Source organism: Streptococcus sp. GMD1S, from assembly GCF_000296875.1.
Taxonomy (GTDB): domain Bacteria; phylum Bacillota; class Bacilli; order Lactobacillales; family Streptococcaceae; genus Streptococcus.
Window position 1 is genome coordinate 1 of sequence record NZ_AJQY01000022.1, and the last position, 20,841, is coordinate 20,841.

The following is a 20,841-nucleotide window of genomic DNA, read 5'->3' on the forward strand; positions in this document are numbered from 1 at the left end:
AAACTATGAATAATGGTTTATAGCTTTTTCTTAATCTGTCTTTACTCATTATCATTCCCTCTTTTTCTCAGCAAATTCCGCATTGACACTATATACATTCTTTCCATGCTTTAATTCATTGAGTTGTTTATCAGTATAACTAAATGCCATTATTGCTCTCCTTCGTCATTATTAGAATAAGTTACCCTAATTTTCGAAGCAGTTTTACCCTTGTTTTCATTTAAAAATTGTCGATCTTTTACTCTATTTTCCCATTCCAATGAAGTATCTGTTATTTCTTCAGTGTCTAGAGAATATCCAATACCATACTTAATTTTTACTTCATGTTTAAATTTGATTTCTACATCACAAGACCACGAACCAGGAGGGCTTGTGTATTCTGGATTGGAAATTTTAATCTCTTCAATCCCTTGGTAGGAATTCTTTAAGGCATTAACCAAACTTACTTCATACTCTCTATTCCGATGTTCTTCTTGCGATTTTCCTAACAAACTAAACATAAAAATAGCTCCTGCTGTGATGGTTGCGAGTAACAAAATGATTAGTATTCTTGTATGACTTTTTTTAATTCCAGAATTATTCATTTATGCTTTTCTCCTTTTTCTTATTATACAATATTCTAATCATTCTTTACAAAGTAGGGGGTAAAAATCATACTATATACTGAAAATTAGATTTCTAATTCTTAAAAAACCAAATCTTTTTTGATTTGGTTTTGAAGGTTTATATTTAATTTTATTTATACCGATTATACTCATCTTTTTTATGTACTACCATATAGCAGGATACCAAGATGACGAAGATTTTAAGCAGGAAGGTTTCGGATCGATCAGTATCTATGGTTAGCTGAGACAAGACATTAATGATCGAATGTGTCATAACGCAAATCCAGAGATTCTTTGTTTTGATATAAAGAGCTGAGAGTATGAAAGAATTCGTCAGCAATCCAAATAAAAACGGTAGAGTTTGCAGAGTTGCTAGGGAGCCATCAATGTAAAAGAACAACAGATGCCAAATCGCCCAGCTGAAAAAGGTTAGAATTGCTGAGTAAAAATATGGCAACTTTTCTTGTAAAATTGGTTGAAAGACATATCGCCATCCAATCTCTTCTATACCGCCAAAGACAATAAATTTGAAGAACATCAAAAATGGGAGATACCAGCTAAATTCTACTATTTTCCCACCAAACATTAGAAAAGAAAAATCAAGGACAATAAGGAAAAAAGATAATAAATAGTGTTTATAACTGGTATGAATGTTAAAAAAATCTTTTACAATCTTTTTAAAATGAATATGAAAATAGTGATTTGCAACAATTGTTCCCCAAAGAGCTGAAGAAATGCCACCTAGAAAGATTCCTAAAATAGATAATAGATTGGAATGAATAGAAAAATGATTCAAGAGAAAGAAAAGGAGACAAACTGATACTAACTGGCTAAATGTGCCTAGCAAATATACCGCAATTGCCTTATTTCTTTTCATTGAGAATCCTTTCAATAATATTTTACGTAAAATAAATTATGTAAACAGAACTTATAACAACAAATCTTTGACTTTTCCAATTTCACTTTTTGGAATCACTAGGTGAATCATATCACCCAGATACATTCTAGTTGAGCCGTTAACGGTTTGACTTTTGCCATTATGGACTTGGGTGGTGATGAGTACGTTATGTGGCAAGTTTAGTTCGTGAACTTGTTTTCCAGCGATCTTATCTGATACAGGGATTTCAATAAGAGTGACTTCTCCTTCGTCTGTTGCTTCTTCTGGTAGCATTTTTTCTAGCATTGCCTCATAGACTGGTGCTCCCTTGAGCAGATCCATGACGATGTAGGCGACCAAGGTTACTAAGCCCAGTGGCATGAGGTTGCGAATGTCCCCTACCATCTCAGTAACGAGTATCATAGCAGTTAAGGGAGCCTTGGAAATTGCCCCAAAGTAGCCACTCATTCCTAAAATGACAAATATAGGAAACTGCTCCTGACTAACAAGCCCAATATTCACACAAATGACACCAACTAGGGCACCGAGTAAGGAACCAAGCGCCAAAATTGGTAGGAAAATTCCTCCTGGGAGGCCACTTCCATAACTAATCATACTCCAAACAAAGCGGATCAAAAAGTAAGCTAATAAAACTTGAAAACTAAAATCTTGCTCAGTTAGGGAAAGAACAAGCTGATTTCCACCACCAAGGATTTGTGGCAAGAAAATCCCGACTGGTATGATGAGGATAAAGGCTAGGATTGGATAATAAGCTTTATCCAAATGGATTTTTTTACCAATCCAGTCATAAACTCGACCAACATTGAGTACAGCTTTCTCATAGAGAAAACCAGAAAGCCCGAGAAAAACTCCCATAAGGAGGTAAATCCAATACTGGTCTAGGGTCATGAGAGGAATGTTGTCTGGCATATCTAGTACGGGTGTTAGGCCAAATATGAGTAGTGAGACAAAGTTTGCTACGAGACTGGCTGCTAGAGTTGAGACCCAGAAAAAGCGTGAAAAATGATGATAGACTTCCTCTACAACAAAGAGGAGACCTGCAATCGGTGCATTAAAGGCAGCGGCTAAGCCTGCGGCAGCACCACTGGCAATCAGGGAGCGTTCCTCTACCGGACTGGATTTGAGCCACTTGGCAATACCTTTTCCACCAACTGCTCCAAGTTGAATACTTGGTCCTTCTCGACCTAGCATAAGGCCACTGGCAATAGCAAGAATCCCTAGAATATATTTTTTCCAGAGGACACTCCACCAGTTGAGAGTCATGAGTCCCTTTAGTTCGGCTTCGACTTGAGGAATTCCTGAACCCTTGATGTCTTTTTCCGACCGAGTTAGTTTCGCACTAAGCCAGCTAACAATTAGATAAAATAGACCAATGATAAAAAGATTGCGCACTAGGTGCGCTTGATCTTGATAGAGGCCTTGTATCAGGTAGAAGCCTTTTTCAATTAAGAAACGAAAAGATCCAACGATGAGCCCGACAACTAGCCCGACGATGATTCCCCGCCCAACTTGGGATAATATGGTACTTGAGGCAAAGGCAAATTCTTTCTTGGATCGGAGTATTTCTGACTGTTCCTCCATAATCATTTCCTCCAACTTAACTTTCTTTATTTGCTACAACCAGTGATTTTATCGGTTCAAAACTGGTACGATGAATAGGGGTAACTCCTAGTTTGTCAAGTCCTTCTAAGTGTTTTGCCGTTCCATATCCTACATTAGCTGTAAAATCATATCCAGGATATTGAACATCATAGCCCTTCATCAATTCATCCCGTGTCACCTTGGCCACTATAGATGCAGCTGCGATCGAGAGAGAGTTTGCATCTCCTTTGATGATGGAGGTTTGTGAAATCGGCAACTCCAGTTTCATGGCATCTATCAAGAGGTGCTCAGGTTGGGGACTGAGCTGGGAGATTGCTTCTTTCATGGCCAGTTTGGTCGCTTCATAGATATTGACTTGATCAATGATCTGATTATCCATGATACCAATACCTATTGCCAAGGCTTGGTCTTGAACGGCTTCATAAATTTCCAGATGTTTCTTTTTGGGGATCTTTTTGCTATCGTTGAGGCCTTTAATCTTACATTTTTTAGGTAAAATAACAGCTGCAGCAACTACAGGGCCAGCCAGAGGACCACGGCCTACCTCGTCAACACCTGCTACTAAGGTCAATCCTTGCTTATACAGTTCCTTTTCATAAGAAAGCATAGTTTCCAAACGAAGGTCCTCATCCAGTTCAGCCTGTATGACTTTTTTACGCTTGTTGATTTCCTTTTGAACCCCAGAACGAGGATCCTTTTCCAGTTCAAGAAAAAGGGGATTGTCTAATTCTTTGACAGTGGCAAGAAGTTCTTTAATTTCTTTAATCGTCGTCATCGATGTCGTCCAATGTATCTAAGGTGTAGTTACCGAGTTTTCCATCACGGACTTCCTTGACGAAGAGGCTGTAAAAGCGGTCGTAGTCGTCTCGGAAACCAAGGGCACGGGTCATATCCATGATGATAACAGGTGCTTCTTCTTCTATCTTCATTTGTTTGAAGCGTTCAGCTAGCTTTTCTGGATAATGTTTTTTGAAATAATTAAGACCAAAAATGGTCACTTCATCCATTGGGAGTAGTTGATCTTTAATTGCTCCAGTCAAGGCTAGTTTCAAAGCGACGATTTCGTCTTCGAACTTAGGCCAAAGAATCCCTGGTGTGTCTAAAATTTCAAGGTCTTTGTTGGTTTTGAGCCACTGTTGCCCCTTGGTAACACCTGGTTTATTGCCGACAACTGCAATCTTTTTCCCAGCCAAACGGTTCATGAGAGTTGACTTACCGGCATTTGGAATTCCGATAATCATGGTCCGCAAGGTTTCGATCTTGATACCTCGTTCTTTCTGGCGTGCAATCTTATCAGCCATGAGCTTTTTAGCGGCATCCGTCACAACTTTTACAGTCACTTGCTCTTTGGAGTTGATAGCCAGAGTTTGAATTCCCTGTGATTCAAAATACTGACGCCATTCTTTGGTCATTGCGGGGTCAGCCAGATCTGCCTTATTCAAAATCAAAAGCTTTGGTTTATCCCCAACAATCTTAGTTAACATAGGATTTTGACTAGATAAAGGTAGCCTAGCATCCACCAAAATCGTCACAAAATCAACAAATTTTAAATTCTCCTGAACTTGCCGCCGAGCCTTAGACATGTGACCCGGAAACCATTGAATAGTAGCCATAATATTTTCCCCTTCCGACTAAAAAAAACGTAGTAAAAACGTTTTCTTTCTTACTACCTATTCTATCATAAATTAGGAACTTTTGCACAGGCTTTGACCACAATAAATGACAAATAGTATAGGTGCGAAACATCCTTGATACCAGTCAGGATTTACTTGACTTTTTTTGCCAACAGGTATATACTTGGTGTATACAATTTCGTGGAGGTAGAGCGATGAATATAGTAAAGACTCGGAAGGTGGGGAATTCGCTCACTGTGACTATTCCTAAAAATTTGGGGATGACAGAAGGTCAAGAAATGGTTGTCTACAAAGGGATTGACGGAGTCATTGTCTTAGCTCCAAAGTTGAAAGATCCTTTTGATGGGATTACTGATTTGAGAATGACAAATGATTTTGAAGGGGTAAGGTCACTTGATAGCGAAATCTGACTATATTCCTGAAAAGCAGGATATCATTTGGCTGGACTTTGATCCATCAGTCGGTCGAGAAATCCAGAAACGGCGACCTGCCTTGGTAGTTTCTAGGAGAGAATATGCCTTGCAAACTGGTTTTGTGGCTGTCTGTCCCATCACTCATGGCCAACAACGCTTGGCAGAAAAAGGCTTGCTCGTTCCTGTCTCGTCGGACAAGGTAGATGGCGCTGTCAATCCATTTCAACTGTATACCTTTGATTTTCGGATGCGTAATGCTCAAAAAATAACAAGAATGGACACACAATGTTTTCAGAAAGTCGTCCAACTTTACCAGTACATCTTTGGAGATACTTAAATCCTACCATGCATAGACAAGGTAGGATTTATTCTATATGAGTAACCTATCTAAAAACGGATGAAGACAATTGAAGAGAATCCCTCTAGTCCAGCTTTCTTGTGCTGATGATAGATGCTCTGCTTGAAGGCATTCTTTTAGAAAATCGCGGACTTGTTCTGGTGCAATTTCAAACTCAAAGGCCTTCATCTTGTAAAAAAAGTCGATGAGATGCTTAGATAAGTAATCATCTGAAAAGCGTACTTCTCCACTTTTTCGATATTCTAATAGGAGCCGAGAAAATCTGGATTTTTCATCAGGCAAATCCCGAAAATAGGAATTGAGAAGCCAAGTCTGCTTCTGCTTTCGTTCAATAGGATCTTGATTTGCAATTCGCTGATCCTTTTCCAACTCCTTTTGGTTTTGTTTAGCCTTGATAGCCCGTTCGTCTCTATTCTTACCAAAGAGGATTTTCTCCCACTTTCGTTCTTCTTGGGTCAAGGATTCTGTAAAGCCAAAGTAATCTTGATAGGCTCGTTCTGCAGGACCCATGGCAAGAATGAGGTTGTCAGCGTATTGCTTGGCGATTTTATCTCTTTTCTTGCGTTCCTTCTCTGCCTGAATCCGTAAATGCTGCTCGTAATCTATTTTCTCCTTACCTAGCTTGATAAGGTATAGGTGGTCATCAGACTTACCAAATAGAAAGGGTTTGATGCACTTTTCAAGGACTTCTTCCAGACGAGCCTTCTTTTTTGGCTCTGCCTTGGTCCAACTTCCACCTTGAAAGACTTCTAGGAAGATCTGATAGTCTCTCTCAGGTGCGAATTGATTGCCACGATTGGCTTTGAAAATACCTTTTTCCCAAAACCATTTTAGAAGTTTTTCGTCAAAATCGCTTTTATTGATATTGATTTTTTCCTTTTTCTGGGCCTTTCTGGTTAGGTTTTCAACTTTTCTGAGTAGTCTTTCTTCCTCTTCCAGTTGCTGATCGAGGCTAATACGATGAAAATGGCGAACACAGTCGCTTCCTATAGGGAAGAGACGTTGGCCTGTAACTCCGTTAAAGAGTTCGTAGGTGTATTTTATGGCGTTCCCGCAGACACAATTACTACGGCCAATGCCATTAAAAATCAAGGAAACTTCATTCCATTCCTTGGTAGCTTGATCCCAAGTATCGGCTTTTGAAGCCTGTAAAACCGCATCGTGCAAGGATTTTCTAACTGGAAGTGGCATGAGGTCTCCTTTCTAGATTATACTTTTAAAACTTGAACATCGTCTTTGCCGAGTAAAATCAAGTATTTTTCAATATTTTCAATCGAATAGGCTCGAGATAAGGCCTCTCCGTATAGGGCTAACTGACCACGGTAGCGGTCTATGAGTTGACTTGGTTGATCATAACGGTCAGTCTTGTAGTCAAAAAGAACGATGCGATCCTCATAAAGCAGATAGCCATCCAAGATCCCACGGACAACGAAGTCTTCTTGACTCTTCTGGTCCCGCTTGAGCATAGAAAAAGGTTGCTCGCGATAGAGATGGCCGGTATTAGCGAGAATTTCCTGACCAAGTGGTGTTTCAAAGAAGGCGAGAATTTTAGAAAGATTGATCTTGTCTCTTACAGCTGGACTAGTCTGAACTTGTTTGAGAGTATCTTTCAGGCTAGCAAGTGTTGGTCGCTGACTAAGGTCAATTCTCTGCATGAGTTCGTGAGTGGCACTACCAATCTCAGCTCCAGTTACCTTTTCTTTAGTTGAAAAATCTGGTAAATCGAAGCTGATTTGCTTCTCTGTTGATTTGGTTTGGTTAGCAATTTGTACCCCTTCCATATCCATTACTGGTTCGTAGAATTTCTTGATTTGGCTAGGAGTTTGGACGCTAGGAAGTTCAATAGCCGCACGGTGAAGAGTATTATAGACTTCTACTTCTTTTAGCATTTCCAGAGCTTCTTTGATAGTTTCTGACTGGCGATTGTCTGCTTGAGAACTATCTTGTAGAGGGCTCTTGTTTTCCAATTCTCCGATAGCTTCTCTGGTCAGCTGGTCTTCACCAACAAAACGATAGCTAAAGTTGAGATGGTCTTTGGCAAATACTTTAGTGATCGCCCAGATCCAATCTTGGAAATTCTTGGCTTGAAGTCTGGTATGTTTATCGAGTTTTCCGTTTTCAGATCTTGGATACTCCTTGGCTTCTAGCTTTTCACGAGAGCCCTTACCGACAAGATAGAGCTTTTTCTCAGCCCGTGTCATAGCAACATACAGTAGACGCATTTGCTCAGAATAGCTAGCCAGTTGTAGCTCTTCTTCATTTTGCGTATAAGTGAGGCTAGGAATGGAGAGTTTAATGGTTTTCGGATAGTGGGCTTCTACTGCTCCTGTTTCCACCTTGGCAATGTATTTGACACCAAGCCCATTTTTACGACTGAGAATAACGTCTGACATCGAGTCTTGCTTATTGAAGTCCTGATCCATGTTGAGGATAAAGACATAAGGAAACTCCAAACCTTTACTCTTGTGAATGGTCATGAGTTCCACTGCATCTTTAGGCGGTGCGACGGCTACACTTGCAAGATCATGCTGTGCTTCCAAAACCTGGTCAATCATACGAATAAAACGAGACAAGCCCTTGAAATTACTCTTTTCAAACTGGTCTGCTCTCAAAGCTAAAGCATAGAGATTGGCTTGTTTGGCAGGACCGTTAGGCAAAGCTCCGACATAATCATAGTAAAAACGATCGTTGTATATCTTCCAAATCAGGTCATAAAGGGAGTTGGTTTTGGCATATAAGCGCCAAGAATCCAAAATATCCATGAATTGATTTAGTTTTTCCTCTAAAGGTTTGTGAATTAACTCTTTCTGCTCAGCTGTTTGTTTTTGAGCATGAAGCAGTTTCTCATAAAGATTCTCTTGTACTTTATCAGCTGCTTTTTGAAGGGACAAACGTGCCAGCTCGTCCTCATCGAAGCTAAACATTGGAGACTTCATAAGGGCAACCAAGGCATAGTCTTGGAGAGGATTGTGGATGACACGAAGGGTATCCAACATGACTTGCACTTCTAGGGATTGGAGGTAATTATTCTGCTCTCCGTCTGTTTTCACAGGAATTCCATACTCTGACAGAGCGAGGAGTATCTGATCATTACGACTGCGACTGGAAGTCAAAAGAGCAATTTCCTTAAAGGCTACACCATTCTCTTGATGGAGCTTTAGGATTTCCTTGATGACTAAGCGCATTTCTCCTGTGAGTTTCGTGTCTGCATCACTTTCTTCCTCCTCTTGCCCACTATCGTCCTTATCGTAGAGGAGAAATTCTGCCTTGTTGTCTAGATTGGGAGTTAGTTTGGTATTGGCAAAAACAAGCTGGTGCATGCTATCATAGTTGATTTCGCCGACCTCTTGGTCCATAAGGCGTCCAAAAACATCATTGGTTGCTGATAGCACTTCTGAACTGCTACGGAAATTTTCCTTGAGGAGTATCAACTTCCCCTCTTTAGGATTATGCGCATAGCTTTGGAATTTTTCATTGAAAATCTGCGGGTCTGCCTGACGGAAACGGTAGATGGACTGCTTGATATCCCCCACCATAAAGCGATTTTGACCATTAGATAACAATTCCAGCATTCGTTCTTGAATGTGGTTGGTATCCTGATACTCATCGACCATGACTTCATGGAAACGTTCCTGATATGCCTCACGAATTTGTGGGAAATTCTCTAAAATTTCAATGGTGTAATGGCTAATATCAGCAAATTCAAAGGCATTTTCCTGGCGTTTACGTTCACGATAAGCCTCCACAAAATCGCTCATAAAGTTTTGAAAAGTTTTAGCTAACTCCCAGGTGTCTTCATGAAAACGTTCTTGATAGTCGAGAATCGTTATCTGGTCTGCTAGTTGTCCAAGTTTTGCAAACTGGGATTTTCTCTCCTCGTTATAAGCATCTGCAAGTGGCTTCAAATCAGCCTTTCGACTAGAGTTAGCAAGAGCCCGACCATTTTTCTCCTTCGAGATAGCGACAACACGTGAAAGAACTTTTTGATAAGTCTGACTATCGGACTCGTGATTTAAGGAGCCAATTTCATCCAAAACATCTTGCACAGCTTCTAAATAGGCAGCTTTTGGAAACTCCTTGGCATCGTTATCCAGATGATAACGGAAGAAGCTTTCCAAATCCCAAAGCGCCTGCTTGATTTGCTCGGTCAGTTTGTCTTTTTCAATTGCAAAGTCAGCTTCTTCAAACCCTTTGAGAAAAGAGTCGCTCAGCCATTTTTGGGGACTGCTGGTGGATTGTAAAAAGTCATAGATTTTGTAGACTTGTTGGCGCAGACCACGTTCATCCTTGCCACGCCCAGCAAAGTTCTTCACCAAACTACTAAATTTCTCTTTATTCTCACCTTGATAATGCTCTTCAAAAACTTGATGAAAAACTTCGTTCTTTAAGAGTAACTGTTCACTTTCATTTTGTAGAATACGGAAATTCGGTGCGATATCAATCAGATAACCATGCTTGCCAAGGAATTTTTGTGTGAAAGAGTCCATGGTTCCGATGGCAGCGTTTGGTAGATCTGCCAATTGACGTCCCAAGTGTTGTTTGAGATCGAGATCATCGGTTTCTTGGATTTGTTGGCTGATTTTTTTCTCCAAACGTTCCTTGAGTTCAGTAGCAGCCTTGACGGTAAAGGTCGAGATAAAGAGTTGGCTGATTTCCACACCTCGCGCCAATTGATCCAAAATGCGCTCGGCCATAACAAAGGTCTTCCCTGAACCAGCAGAGGCTGAAACAAGGATATTTTGCCCTTCGGTATAAATGGCTTCGATTTGCTCGGCAGTTTTCTTTTGTTCCTTGCTCGAACTCGCTTCTGCTTCTTGCAATTTTTTAATTTCTTCCTCAGTTAAAAAGGAAATAGGCTTCATCGATTCAACTCCTCTCTCATTTTTTCAAACCAAGCTTGCTTGAGTTTTTCTCCGACCAGTCGTTTGCCATCAGCTAGCTCTAACTTCTCTAGAAAACGAGCTTGACCTAGATGGTAGTTTGCTTCAAAGCCAGTAATAGCCTGATGTTGTTGAACGTATGGGGCAATACTTCTGCCATTCTCTGTGTATGGATTGATGGCGAACTGACCTTGTAAAATCTTCTCAGCTGCCTTCTTGTAAAGATGGGCATTGTAGTCCAATAAGAGCTGGAATTCCTCGTCTGTCAGCTGATTAGCCTTGTTTTTGTTGTAAAATTCGCCCAAGTGACTGCTTTCTTTCTCTAAAAAGAGTCCCTGGTATTTCATAGACTTGCTGACTTCTGCTACTGCTCCTGCCAGACTTTTAACAGCTAATAAAGATTGGACAGGCTCAGCCATTTCCAAGTACATGGCACCGAAAAAGTTCTGCTCCCCTTCTCTTTTTAGGGCAGCAAGATAGGTAGGCAGTTGGGAATTAAGCCCATTAAAGAAATGAGGAAACTGGAATTGGGTCAAACTAGACTTATAGTCCACCACTCCTAGCGCTCCATCAGCTTTCAGGCGGTCAATACGGTCAACCTTGCCTCGCACATGGACACTGCGACCATTATCCAATTGAATAAAGGCTTGATCTTTACCACCAAATGTTGCCTCCTCTTGAATGGTTTCGATAGCTGGATTATGACGAAGGATGTGGCCCGTAGTTCGCGCGACATCAAGTAGAACTTCCTTGGTAAACTGGGCTTCCAAACTTTCCTGATAAATAGCTTCAAATTCGCGTTCTTGGCTGGTTTCCTTGATAGCTTGCTCCAAACGCTGATCAAAGGAATTTTCAGCAGGTAGTTTCAAGGCACGTTCAAAAATACGGTGCAAGAAATTCCCGTGACTGCGAGCATCTGGACGCAGGCGCAATTCTTCCTGCAAACCTAAGACATAACGGAGGAAATAACTGTATTCATTGCGGTAAAATTCTGTCAAACCAGAAGTAGACAGGTAAAACTCCTTGTCAGCAGGGTAGAGAGCCTGCAAGGTCTCTTTCTCTAATGGCTTGCTGCTTGGACTAGTTGGGAGTGCAGGATTTGTAAGACCTTTTTGATCTAGTTTTTTCCCCATGACACGAGCCAAAACCTTGACAAAGGTGACATCTTTTTCATTTTCACTTGAACCTGCCTGCTGGTGATAGGCAACCAGACTAGACAAAAGACTGTGATAAGAACCCATATCATCCTTAGACAGACTTTTTTGATGAATCTTCTTCTCTATTCGGCTAAATCCAAAACTCACCAGTTCCTGAAGATAGGCCGATTCCTTGCTCTCATTTTCATTGAGGAGACTTGGAGCTGACAACACCAACTGCTTACGAGCAGCATTGACTAAAGAAAGCATGGTATAGCGATTTTTCTTGAGATTTTCGCTACTTGCAATCAGTAATTGCACTCCCTCCTCAGTTGCTTGGTTTAGGCTTTGTCTTTCTTCGTCTGTTAACAGACTGGTGTTTTGCGCAATTTTGGGTAAATAATCCTGAGTCAGCCCAATGGCGTAGACAAAGTCAGCGGTCAGAGGGGCAATCAGATCGTAACTCTGCACCAGAACAGTATCAACAGTTGCTGGAATGGTGCGATACTGGGACAAACTCATCCCAGAATGAAGCAAGGACAGGAAGTCCTCTAGACTAACTTGTGAACCGGAAAAAACGGTCGCAAATTGTTCTAAAACATGGCAGAAGGCTTTCCAAACTTCGGCTTGTCTTTCCTGTTCTAGTGTTTCCATAGTAGCTGTCAATTCTTGCATCTGCTTGCTTAAAGCAGCATTTTTTAGAAAAGTATTCCACTTTTGCAAGAGATTTTCAGCCTTTTGTTTTCGACTGGCAAATAAGGTTTCAAGTGGCGCCAAAACGCGCAGACGAAGAGAATTTAAACGCTCTAAATCAAATTTTCCATGGTGGGATTTGGTAAAGGTCTGCTGAAAAGCTGGCAAGCCATTGATACCAAGATAGCGGAGATATTGCTCGAAAGCATCAATATCCGCTTGGCTAAGGTCAGTATACAGACCAGTTCTGAGGAGATTAATCAAATCTTCCTGACGAAAACGGTAGCGTTTCAAACGCAAAATAGATTCGACATACTGAGTCAAAGGGTGGTGAGCCATGGATTCACTTCTACCAAGATAGAAAGGAATCTGGTACTGGTCAAAAATGGTTTTCAGTGATAACTGGTAAGAAGACACATCCCCCAGCAGAATACGGAAATTCTTGTAACTCAGATCTGGATTGTCATGTAATTTCTGACGAATAGCGCGAGCTACCAGCTCCAACTCCTCTTTTTGCATCAAACAAGACCAGATTTGCAGGTTTTCACGGTCCTTCTCATCAACATCTAAAGCGAGTTCTGAAAAGTCATAAGAAGACTCCAGCAAACGAGAGGCCTTGTCAAAACAATCCATCTTCTCATGTATCTGAGAACGATCCTGAGCAGGCGTTTGGTATTTTGCCCCCAAATGATGAAGAAATTCCACACTGGCTTGGTAGAGATTCCCTTCAGAGAACGGACTGGTATAGGCTTTCTTGCTTGCACAGGCCCCAATAACAATCTCGGCACCTTTTCGATGAAGTAGATCCACTACACGCTCTTCCTCGGCAGAAAAACGAGTAAATCCATCAATAACCAAGGCAATCTGACTGAAATCACTACTTACCTTGCCATTCTCAATAGCCTCAATCAAATGGGACAACTGACTTCCCTGAGCCAACTGACCTTGATTGAGATAGGCTGTTACTTTCTCAAAAATCAAGAGTAAATCTGCTCTCTTGTCCTCATCCGTCAAACTTTCTAAGTCCAAAAAGCTCATCTGAGCAGTCGTCATCTCATGATAAAGTTCAATCAACTGCTGGATAAATTGAGGATCCTGCTTAATCGCACCATAAACACGTAAGTCCTTGGAATCGAGTTCCGCAAGACACTTATAAAAAGCCATCCCAAGCCCGATATCATCCAGACTGGTATTAGCTGGTAAATCATTCAAGATTAGGTAACGAGCCATTTGAGTGAAACGCGTGACGGTAATCGCAAAAGAAGCCTGCTGGGACAAGCATTCCAGCACGGCGCGTTCTTTTTCAAATGAAAGAGAGTTGGGGGCGATGTAGAAGACCCGCTTGCCAGCAGCAACTAGCTCTTCTGCCTCTCTGGTTAAAATATCTGTCAAAGAAGTCCGAATATCAGTATAAAGTAATTTCATCTCTGCCTCGTTTGGTTTATCAAAGTTTCTTACTCTATTATAGCAAAGTTCGCTTCACAGTCCAAATCCAAAATTCTAGTTGACAATCATTTAATTAGCAAATCAATCATCCTTCATCATCCACTTTCATATGCTGAAAGATATAGAGGAAAAAGTCTTTGGAAACTTCAAAATGTCCATAACGAAGTCGAGAAGTATAGTCTTTCCATTCAGGATGTTGTCTAGCTATTTCTATGGAGCAATCTTTGACTGGTTGATAATACTCGACATTTCGTCTAAAGGGAAAGAATCCTTCGAACTGCTCTACTTGATAGGCTTTGTCATCTGTAATTTTACCTACGGCCACAAAAGCCTGTAACTTATCTTGACCGTTCATATCGTATTTTGGACTATAGTATAAAAAATAGTCACCTTTTTTCATACGGTTTAAGGGGCCGCCCTTTCCATGACAGACCTGGCAAAAATTCCCTTCAACTCCTCTTAAAACATGGTTCTTTGAAACAACTCCAACCCAATATCTAGGCATTTTTATCCTCCAACTCTACTAACAAACGATTAAAAACTTCTCTATCGTTAGATAGTTTTTCAAAAAATTCTTCATCAACCCCTTCTACTAAAGGTAAAGCTTGATTGACCTTCTCTGCGCCAGACTTCGTCACTGAGACCAGTTTTGCCCGACTATCCTTTGGATGTTGATCGCGTTTAATGTAGTCCTTCTTCTCCAGTAGCCTAACAATCTGGGAAACCGTCATGACATCCATACCAGTGAACCGAGCGATATCAACTTGCGTTACATATTCCTCTCTATTAGACAGAAACAAAAGCGAAGTCAAAACGATAAATTGAGGCAGAGTAAGACCAACTGATTTCAAAACTCTTTTTAAGTTGCTTTCCCACTTGTTGTAGACTTTGATGAACAGAAGACCTGTAGACTCTGTTTCATCGTTTTTATAAATTGAATTAAATTGATACTTTGACATTATTTCTCCTTAAATATTAAGTATACATATTATAAATGAATTTATTTTGTTTTTCAAGAAAAGGAAAGTCAAATGTTACAATTCTGTCAGACATTTCATAGTCTATATGCTATAATAAAAGCAAAACACCTAGAAAAGGAAGTCTTATGATTAAACTACTAGCCTTGGATATGGACGGAACCCTCCTCAATGAAGCTAAGGAAATCCCGCAAGCCCACATCACTGCCATTCACCAAGCCATTGAAAAAGGTGTCAAACTGGTTCTCTGTACAGGTCGCCCGCTTTTCGGTGTCCTTCCCTACTATAAAAAACTAGGACTGGACCTTCAGAATGAGTATGTTATTGTCAATAACGGTTGTTCAACCCACCAGACCAGTGACTGGAGTCTAGTGGACTGGCAAGAACTCAGTCCAGCTGACATCGAATACCTCTATGACCTAGCTGAAAAAAGCGACGTCCAGTTAACTCTTTTTGATGAGGAACATTATTTTGTCCTCGGTGGCAAGCCCAATCAAATCGTTCAAAATGATGCCAAGCTAGTCTTTTCAGACCTGACTGAAATCTCCCTTGAGGAGGCGACCAGTGGCAAATATCGAATGTTCCAAGGTATGTTTTTAGGAACCAAAGAGCAAACAGACGATTTTGAGCAACGGTTTGCTGAGGAACTCTGCCAACGATTTAGCGGAGTTCGTTCACAGCCTGTCATTTATGAAGCCATGCCACTTGGAACGACAAAGGCTACTGCTCTTTCTCGACTAGCAGCGATTTTGAAGATCGAGCCCTCAGAAATTATGGCCATGGGCGATGCCAATAACGATATCGAAATGCTTCAGTTTGCAGGACTTGGCATTGCAATGGGAAATGCCAGCGACCATGTCAAATCCCTTGCTAATGACGTTACAGCCAGCAACGAAGAAGACGGCGTTGCGCGTGCCATTGAGAAGTATATTTTATAGTAAAAAAAGCCCAGTTCATATCAACTGGGTTTTGTTTCTTTTAAGAATTACAAAACTTTAGAAACTCTTTAGAATTACTTGATGTTTCTTTGATTTCTATACCTTATACTAAAGTTAGAAAAATAAATCAAAAGGAGAAAATCATGAAAACAGTACTCGAAATTCATGGACTGACCAAACAATTTGCTAACCAAGCTATTCTTCAAGATCTTAGTCTAACCATAAAAGAGGGAGATATTTATGGTCTAATTGGAAAAAACGGAGCAGGTAAAACTACTCTTATCAAAATAATTACTCAATTATTGTTTGCGGACAAAGGTACAGTTTCCCTCTTCTCTAGCCAAGAACAAAATGAGTGGACCAAGGCCTTATCTCGAGTAGGTTCAGTTATCGAATCACCTGTAGCTCACAATCACTTGACAGCTTATCAAAACCTTAAATATTATTGTATGATACGTCATATTCCAAATGCTGATAAGGTGATTCAGGAGACCTTGGACTATGTTGGCTTGTCAGATACAGGTAAAAAAGTCTTTCGTGATTTCTCACTAGGAATGAAACAAAGACTTGGTATCGCCATTGCCCTCCTAACAAAACCCGACTTCCTGATTCTTGATGAACCTATTAATGGTCTCGATCCGATTGGAATCAAAGAATTTCGTCTCATGATCCAGCGACTCAATCAAGAAAAAGGCATAACTATACTCATCTCTAGTCATATCTTGTCAGAACTCTATCTCTTAGCTAATCGCTTTGGTATTCTGGATCAAGGTAAGATTATCCGTGAAATCAGTAAAGCTGAATTTGAAACACTGAGTGAGGATTATATTGTGCTTAAAACAAGTGATAAAGAAAGAGCTTGTCAGGTATTGAAAGAACAAATCCAGCTCCAGTTTAAGGTTGTAAACCCTGAAAATGAAATCCATATCTTTGGTAATGAACAAGATGTTAAACAGATTCTCAAGCAACTAACTTTGTCCGATGTTGCTATTGATGAGATTTACTTTGCCCGTCAAAACCTAGAAGAATACTTCACCCAATTGGTAGAATAGGAGAAAAATCATGATACATACCATTCAAGCAGATTTTTACCGTCTTTTCCGCTCCAAAGGATTCTGGATTACAGAATTCATTCTCTTTGTACTTATGTTACTGGGTGCTACTATTGGCGCTACAGGGCATCTAATGTCAGTTCAAGCAGCACCACCTGAGCTTCCTACCCATGGTTGGAATGGGATAGAAGCTCTAATCAACGCGTCAAATAACGGCTCAAACCTCGTTTTCCTCTGTATTATTCTAGTGTGTTTAGTTCTTGGGGTCGATCTAATCGGCAAGCTTTATAAAAATAGTTTGACAGTTGGTGTTTCTCGTACAGAATTTTTCCTTGCTAAATTCTTTGTACTAGCAAGTATCGCTCTCTTACAACTCATCACCAGTCTTGTGATTGCCTTTATTCCCGCGACTCTACTAAACGGACTTGGTACAATACCTGATGGTTTTGTTACTAATCTCCTCTTGACGATTTCCCTTCAATTTCTATGCCTTCTCGCTTGGCTTTCGATTGTCTCCTTTATTCTCTACCTAACTCATTCTTATCTTGCCGTATTTATTGGTTATCTGATTAGCTCTATCGTCCTTTCTATTCCAATTCTTGTTTTCCCAGACATTGAAATTCTTAGATATTTAATTCTAGATTTTGCCTATGCTATGACCACTAATAGTCAAGCTATTCTCTATACCATCACGGTTTGCGTAACAGTCATACTTTTCTTCTCTTTCAGTGGACTGATTATTTTCAAGAAGAAAAGCTTATAAAAAGGACCTCCTCTAGGATATAGAGGAGGTTTCTTCTGTTAAAGATAAATAAAGACTGAAAACCATTCTCCATCAGTGGCTAGCTTCATATCCGCTCCAAGAAGATGAACTAATTCCTCAGTAATATAGAGACCTAAACCAGAGGATTCTTCGGTATCTGACATATTTTCAGAATAAAAACGATTGCTGAGATTGTCTATATTCTTGATAGGTTTTTTGACTAGATTATCAATTTCCAAAACAAGTCTATTTTCTTCCTTTTTCAAGGAAAGTCGAGCCTTCTCCTTGCCGTGCTTGAGAACATTTCCAAGGAGGTTTTGTATAATTCGATCAAGCAAGTCCTCATCAGTCGTCGTTTTCAATCCTGGTTCAACGTTAAAATCAAGAACAATATGTGAAGATTGAAAAACGTCGTAATAAGCTAAAGTCTTTTTCGTTATAAAAGTTGATAAATCAGGTTCTTCCAGTTTCGGTTTGACTGCGCCTTCCATCAAATGACGGTATTCGAGGAGAGCCTCCAACCGTTTGGAAACCAAATCCTGATGATGGGCTATTTTATTTAAGGTTTCTGAACTATTATCGGGGTGTTTTATTAGTTGCTGAGTGTATCCTGAAGCGATTGTTAAAGGTGTCCGAATATCATGAGCAATGTTACTGATTGCCATATCTAGGGTGCGTTTTTCACGCTTCATGATTAGCTGGTTTTGCTCCACTTCTTGAAATAGATTCTCAATTTGGTTATGTAGACGCAAAATGGTCTTTGAAAAGAAATTTACACCGATCCTCTTCATGCTACCAGAGCGAATCTTTTCTTCGATTTGTCTGCTTAAATCTCTAATTGCTATATGATAGCGAATCAAAGAAATCGCCAAAATGATGTTAATGAGGAGCAATATAGATATCAAAATGTAAATCATTACTTATCTCCTTTTAATCGAACACCAACTCCCCAAACGGTTTCGATGTACTCGTGATTTGGATCCAGTTGATGCAGTTTTTTACGGAGATTGCTTAGATGGGTGTTGAGCGTATTGTCTCCAGGCAGGTAACTTTCTTCCCAAATCAATTCATAGAGTTCTTCCTTGGTGAAGATCTTTTTAGGGTACTGGAGCAACATTTGGAGAATCTGACACTCTTTCTTTGCAAGGCGAATGGTTTCAGTTGCGTTACTTATTTCAAAACTATCCGCATCGAACTGGATATTTTTAAAGCTTTGTACGAAGTTATCAATTTCTCTTCGATCTCCTGACTGATGTTCACCACTTTGGCGTAATTGCACGGTGACTCTGGCAAAGACTTCGTCCAAATCAAAAGGTTTTACCACATAATCATTGGCACCGTCTAGTAGATATTGGCTGATGAGCTTTTTATCACCTAAAGCAGTAAGCATGATGACCGGAGTCTGACTAGTTTGTCGAATAGCTTGCAAGACTTGGTCGCCATTTTTCCCAGGGAGCATGATATCTAGCAAAACGAGATCAATGCCACCTTTGTCAAATTGCATGATACCTTCTGTCCCAGAAAATGCTTGAATCACCTCGTGTTCCTCTGCAAGAAGGGTTCTTAAGATTTCCTGGATTTCATTATTATCTTCAATTACAAGTATGCTCGCCATAAACCTCGTCCTTTCTAAAACTATTATAACATGTTTTGTTGGGAATTCCAGATACAGAAAAGCTCCTCTCGCATTTTAAGCAAGAAGGAGCTAATGGATATTGAATCTACTTAAGCAAATAAGCAATCAAAGTTATAATCCATAGATGAGCTGGGTAGAAAATATAAAAGAAATATTTACTCCAACTAGTTTCTTTTCCTCGCTGTCCATTATACAAGGCCATAAAAGGAAAGACGGTGATAAAGAGCCAGTCAGAATTGAAAAGCATCATTTCCAGTGTTTGGTGCCAAGTGTCGTAAATTTGGATGGAAGTCACTAACAAGAAGGCCCACAGAAAGGCATAGAGGAGATTTCGCAAGCCCTTGCGATTTCGACAAGAGTAACTAATCAAGAGAAATGGTAGCATGGTGATGCCACCCTCGGTAAAAAGACACCCGAAAATCAAGAGCCCAGCAAGCCCAATACGACGCCACAACTTCTCCTTTTTATCCAACTCTTTTCTGGGAAAACCAATCCAAAGCATGGTGACACCGATGGCCAAAGTCAAGAAAATATTATTAGTAACCATTACACCCTTAGAGGCAAACAGAGTATTGAGAAGGCTATTTCCAGCAAACATGATCAGCGCCCAAGACCAGAGACGGATGAGGTAGTTTTTCAAGTTTCGAGTATAGATAAAACCTTCCATAGCCATATACGCAAACCAAACTCCCACACAACGGGTCAAGGCGTGAAAGATACCTTCCCACAAAGGAGAAACGATCCCGGTGATATGAGGGATATGGTCCAGAACCATTACTGCCGCCATCAGATACTTCAACTGTGTCGCATTCCATTTTTTCATAATAAACCTCTTTCTTTTTTATCTACATAGAGTATAGCATACATTTCCGCGTATAATCGTACACCTATCTTACATTTAAAAAGCCTATCTTACATTTTTGTAAGACAGGCATGAATATTAAATGTTTATTATGAAATTTACCTTCTAGTCCGTAATTCGTTGGTACATTTCGGGTCTTCTATCACGAAACAGTCCCCAATTTAGGCGCTCGCTTGCTCCCTTATCAAGGTCATAAGTTGCTAACAGAACAGCTTCTCCTTGTCTTTCAGCTCTCTCTAGAATAGCTCCTGTTTCATCCGTCATAAAGGAGGAACCGTAGAAGTCAAGACTAGAACTCTGTCCGCCATTTTCCTCACTAGGAGTGACTTCTTCCAAACCGTAACGATTGGCTGCAATGACTGGGACAATATTTGCTGCTGCGTGCCCTTGCATGGTACGTTGCCAGTGACCGCAACTATCCGTATCTAAGATAGGCTCTGAACCGATAGCGGTTGGGTAAAAGAGCAATTCTGCCCCATTCAACGCAAGACAGCGCGCCGTTTCAGGAAACCATTGATCCCAACAGATGCCAATCCCAATCTTAGCATAGCGAGTATCCCAGACCTTGAAACCAGTGTTACCAGGCGTAAAGTAAAATTTTTCTTGATAATAATGATCATCTGGTATGTGGGTCTTCCGATAAACGCCCAGCACTTCTCCATCAGCATCAATGACGGCGATTGAGTTATACAAGACATTGCCATCTTTCTCGTAGAAACTGATGGGTAAAACGACCTTTAGCTCCTTGGCAATGGTTTTAAAATGCTGAATGGCTGTATTTTCTGTCACCGACTGAGCATGCTGGTAGTAGTCATACTGGCGTTCCTGACAGAAATAGGGACGTTCAAACAACTCGGGCAAGAGAATAATTTGTGCGCCTTGTTCTGCAGCTTGACGTACTAGACGTTCCGCTGTTTGGATATTTGTCGCCACATCCTTGGCGCATTG

19 protein-coding genes are annotated in these 20,841 nt (G+C 40.5%); 5 read left to right on the forward strand and 14 right to left on the reverse strand.

The features are described from left to right. Positions 1–149 precede the first annotated feature (149 nt). The 5 genes from GMD1S_RS04395 to ylqF form a co-directional block, all read right to left on the reverse strand. Complete coding sequence (locus GMD1S_RS04395; RefSeq protein WP_001065608.1) at positions 150–584, reverse strand: hypothetical protein; 435 nt, start codon at positions 582–584, stop codon at positions 150–152. A gap of 151 nt (positions 585–735) precedes the next feature. Beyond that, positions 736–1,482: a CPBP family intramembrane glutamic endopeptidase gene (locus GMD1S_RS04400; protein ID WP_000827860.1), complete on the reverse strand. Its 747-nt coding sequence runs from the start codon at positions 1,480–1,482 to the stop codon at positions 736–738. 51 nt (positions 1,483–1,533) lie between these two features. Next, a complete protein-coding gene (locus GMD1S_RS04405; RefSeq protein ID WP_000392527.1) occupies positions 1,534–3,084 on the reverse strand; it encodes a ClC family H(+)/Cl(-) exchange transporter in 1,551 nt (516 codons plus the stop codon). A gap of 16 nt (positions 3,085–3,100) precedes the next feature. Then, positions 3,101–3,880 carry a ribonuclease HII gene (locus GMD1S_RS04410; protein WP_000207521.1) on the reverse strand — a complete coding sequence of 260 codons (780 nt, stop codon included), beginning with the start codon at positions 3,878–3,880 and terminating at the stop codon, positions 3,101–3,103. Beyond that, entirely contained in the window at positions 3,867–4,718 is an 852-nt protein-coding gene (ylqF, locus tag GMD1S_RS04415; RefSeq protein WP_000201303.1) for a ribosome biogenesis GTPase YlqF, read from the reverse strand. The genes GMD1S_RS04410 and ylqF overlap by 14 nt, the downstream gene beginning before the upstream one ends. Positions 4,719–4,933: 215 nt before the next feature. On the opposite strand from ylqF, the gene GMD1S_RS04420 reads away from it, so the two are divergent. Both GMD1S_RS04420 and GMD1S_RS04425 read left to right on the forward strand, forming a co-directional pair. Next, the gene (locus GMD1S_RS04420; RefSeq protein WP_001028395.1) at positions 4,934–5,149 is read left to right on the forward strand and encodes a type II toxin-antitoxin system PemI/MazE family antitoxin; all 216 of its coding nucleotides are present in this window, start codon (positions 4,934–4,936) and stop codon (positions 5,147–5,149) included. Then, a complete protein-coding gene (locus GMD1S_RS04425; RefSeq protein ID WP_000560798.1) occupies positions 5,133–5,489 on the forward strand; it encodes a type II toxin-antitoxin system PemK/MazF family toxin in 357 nt (118 codons plus the stop codon). The genes GMD1S_RS04420 and GMD1S_RS04425 overlap by 17 nt, the downstream gene beginning before the upstream one ends. Positions 5,490–5,522: 33 nt before the next feature. Here the strand turns inward: GMD1S_RS04425 and GMD1S_RS04430 are convergent, their stop codons facing one another. From GMD1S_RS04430 to GMD1S_RS04450, 5 genes are all read right to left on the reverse strand, one after another. Then, the gene (locus tag GMD1S_RS04430; RefSeq protein ID WP_001130899.1) at positions 5,523–6,701 is read right to left on the reverse strand and encodes a hypothetical protein; all 1,179 of its coding nucleotides are present in this window, start codon (positions 6,699–6,701) and stop codon (positions 5,523–5,525) included. A 17-nt stretch (positions 6,702–6,718) separates the two neighbouring features. Further along, a complete protein-coding gene (gene addA / locus GMD1S_RS04435; protein WP_000802716.1) occupies positions 6,719–10,372 on the reverse strand; it encodes a helicase-exonuclease AddAB subunit AddA in 3,654 nt (1,217 codons plus the stop codon). Continuing rightward, positions 10,369–13,644, reverse strand: a complete 3,276-nt coding sequence (gene rexB, locus GMD1S_RS04440) for an ATP-dependent nuclease subunit B (protein ID WP_000772312.1) — start codon at positions 13,642–13,644, stop codon at positions 10,369–10,371. The genes addA and rexB overlap by 4 nt, the downstream gene beginning before the upstream one ends. 106 nt (positions 13,645–13,750) lie before the next feature. Then, positions 13,751–14,170 carry an EVE domain-containing protein gene (locus GMD1S_RS04445; RefSeq protein ID WP_001138486.1) on the reverse strand — a complete coding sequence of 140 codons (420 nt, stop codon included), beginning with the start codon at positions 14,168–14,170 and terminating at the stop codon, positions 13,751–13,753. Then, positions 14,163–14,624, reverse strand: a complete 462-nt coding sequence (locus GMD1S_RS04450; protein ID WP_000049864.1) for a MarR family winged helix-turn-helix transcriptional regulator — start codon at positions 14,622–14,624, stop codon at positions 14,163–14,165. Before GMD1S_RS04450 ends, GMD1S_RS04445 begins: the two co-directional genes overlap by 8 nt. A gap of 146 nt (positions 14,625–14,770) precedes the next feature. Here GMD1S_RS04450 and GMD1S_RS04455 point away from each other — a divergent pair, with 146 nt between their 5' ends. The 3 genes from GMD1S_RS04455 (at position 14,771) to GMD1S_RS04465 (ending at position 17,395) form a co-directional block, all read left to right on the forward strand. After that, a complete protein-coding gene (locus tag GMD1S_RS04455; RefSeq protein WP_000593598.1) occupies positions 14,771–15,580 on the forward strand; it encodes a Cof-type HAD-IIB family hydrolase in 810 nt (269 codons plus the stop codon). Between the two features lie 143 nt (positions 15,581–15,723). After that, positions 15,724–16,632, forward strand: a complete 909-nt coding sequence (locus tag GMD1S_RS04460) for an ATP-binding cassette domain-containing protein (protein ID WP_000859671.1) — start codon at positions 15,724–15,726, stop codon at positions 16,630–16,632. Positions 16,633–16,642: 10 nt separating this feature from the next. Then, entirely contained in the window at positions 16,643–17,395 is a 753-nt protein-coding gene (locus GMD1S_RS04465; protein ID WP_000581970.1) for an ABC transporter permease, read from the forward strand. Positions 17,396–17,433: 38 nt separating this feature from the next. Here the strand turns inward: GMD1S_RS04465 and GMD1S_RS04470 are convergent, their stop codons facing one another. From GMD1S_RS04470 to aguB, 4 genes are all read right to left on the reverse strand, one after another. After that, a complete protein-coding gene (locus GMD1S_RS04470; protein ID WP_000639366.1) occupies positions 17,434–18,312 on the reverse strand; it encodes a sensor histidine kinase in 879 nt (292 codons plus the stop codon). Further along, positions 18,312–19,010, reverse strand: a complete 699-nt coding sequence (locus GMD1S_RS04475) for a response regulator transcription factor (RefSeq protein WP_000146576.1) — start codon at positions 19,008–19,010, stop codon at positions 18,312–18,314. The genes GMD1S_RS04470 and GMD1S_RS04475 overlap by 1 nt, the downstream gene beginning before the upstream one ends. A 106-nt stretch (positions 19,011–19,116) precedes the next feature. Further along, on the reverse strand, positions 19,117–19,854 hold the full coding sequence (locus GMD1S_RS04480; RefSeq protein WP_000759210.1) for a TraX family protein: 738 nt from the start codon (positions 19,852–19,854) through the stop codon (positions 19,117–19,119). Between the two features lie 144 nt (positions 19,855–19,998). Beyond that, positions 19,999–20,841: N-carbamoylputrescine amidase (gene aguB / locus GMD1S_RS04485; RefSeq protein WP_000300172.1), on the reverse strand; the 843-nt coding region annotated here is incomplete at its 5' end.

What these genes read in the sequence shown, in the direction of transcription:
- addA (WP_000802716.1), bottom strand. Translation starts at nt 10,372, where the DNA reads ATGAAGCCTATTTCCTTTTTAACTGAGGAAGAAATTAAAAAATTGCAA.
- GMD1S_RS04480 (WP_000759210.1), bottom strand. Translation starts at nt 19,854, where the DNA reads ATGAAAAAATGGAATGCGACACAGTTGAAGTATCTGATGGCGGCAGTA.
- GMD1S_RS04430 (WP_001130899.1), bottom strand. Translation starts at nt 6,701, where the DNA reads ATGCCACTTCCAGTTAGAAAATCCTTGCACGATGCGGTTTTACAGGCT.
- GMD1S_RS04405 (WP_000392527.1), bottom strand. Translation starts at nt 3,084, where the DNA reads ATGGAGGAACAGTCAGAAATACTCCGATCCAAGAAAGAATTTGCCTTT.
- GMD1S_RS04445 (WP_001138486.1), bottom strand. Translation starts at nt 14,170, where the DNA reads ATGCCTAGATATTGGGTTGGAGTTGTTTCAAAGAACCATGTTTTAAGA.
- GMD1S_RS04460 (WP_000859671.1), top strand. Translation starts at nt 15,724, where the DNA reads ATGAAAACAGTACTCGAAATTCATGGACTGACCAAACAATTTGCTAAC.
- GMD1S_RS04395 (WP_001065608.1), bottom strand. Translation starts at nt 584, where the DNA reads ATGAATAATTCTGGAATTAAAAAAAGTCATACAAGAATACTAATCATT.
- GMD1S_RS04455 (WP_000593598.1), top strand. Translation starts at nt 14,771, where the DNA reads ATGATTAAACTACTAGCCTTGGATATGGACGGAACCCTCCTCAATGAA.
- GMD1S_RS04410 (WP_000207521.1), bottom strand. Translation starts at nt 3,880, where the DNA reads ATGACGACGATTAAAGAAATTAAAGAACTTCTTGCCACTGTCAAAGAA.
- GMD1S_RS04420 (WP_001028395.1), top strand. Translation starts at nt 4,934, where the DNA reads ATGAATATAGTAAAGACTCGGAAGGTGGGGAATTCGCTCACTGTGACT.
- GMD1S_RS04450 (WP_000049864.1), bottom strand. Translation starts at nt 14,624, where the DNA reads ATGTCAAAGTATCAATTTAATTCAATTTATAAAAACGATGAAACAGAG.
- GMD1S_RS04470 (WP_000639366.1), bottom strand. Translation starts at nt 18,312, where the DNA reads ATGATTTACATTTTGATATCTATATTGCTCCTCATTAACATCATTTTG.
- ylqF (WP_000201303.1), bottom strand. Translation starts at nt 4,718, where the DNA reads ATGGCTACTATTCAATGGTTTCCGGGTCACATGTCTAAGGCTCGGCGG.
- GMD1S_RS04475 (WP_000146576.1), bottom strand. Translation starts at nt 19,010, where the DNA reads ATGGCGAGCATACTTGTAATTGAAGATAATAATGAAATCCAGGAAATC.
- GMD1S_RS04400 (WP_000827860.1), bottom strand. Translation starts at nt 1,482, where the DNA reads ATGAAAAGAAATAAGGCAATTGCGGTATATTTGCTAGGCACATTTAGC.
- rexB (WP_000772312.1), bottom strand. Translation starts at nt 13,644, where the DNA reads ATGAAATTACTTTATACTGATATTCGGACTTCTTTGACAGATATTTTA.
- GMD1S_RS04465 (WP_000581970.1), top strand. Translation starts at nt 16,643, where the DNA reads ATGATACATACCATTCAAGCAGATTTTTACCGTCTTTTCCGCTCCAAA.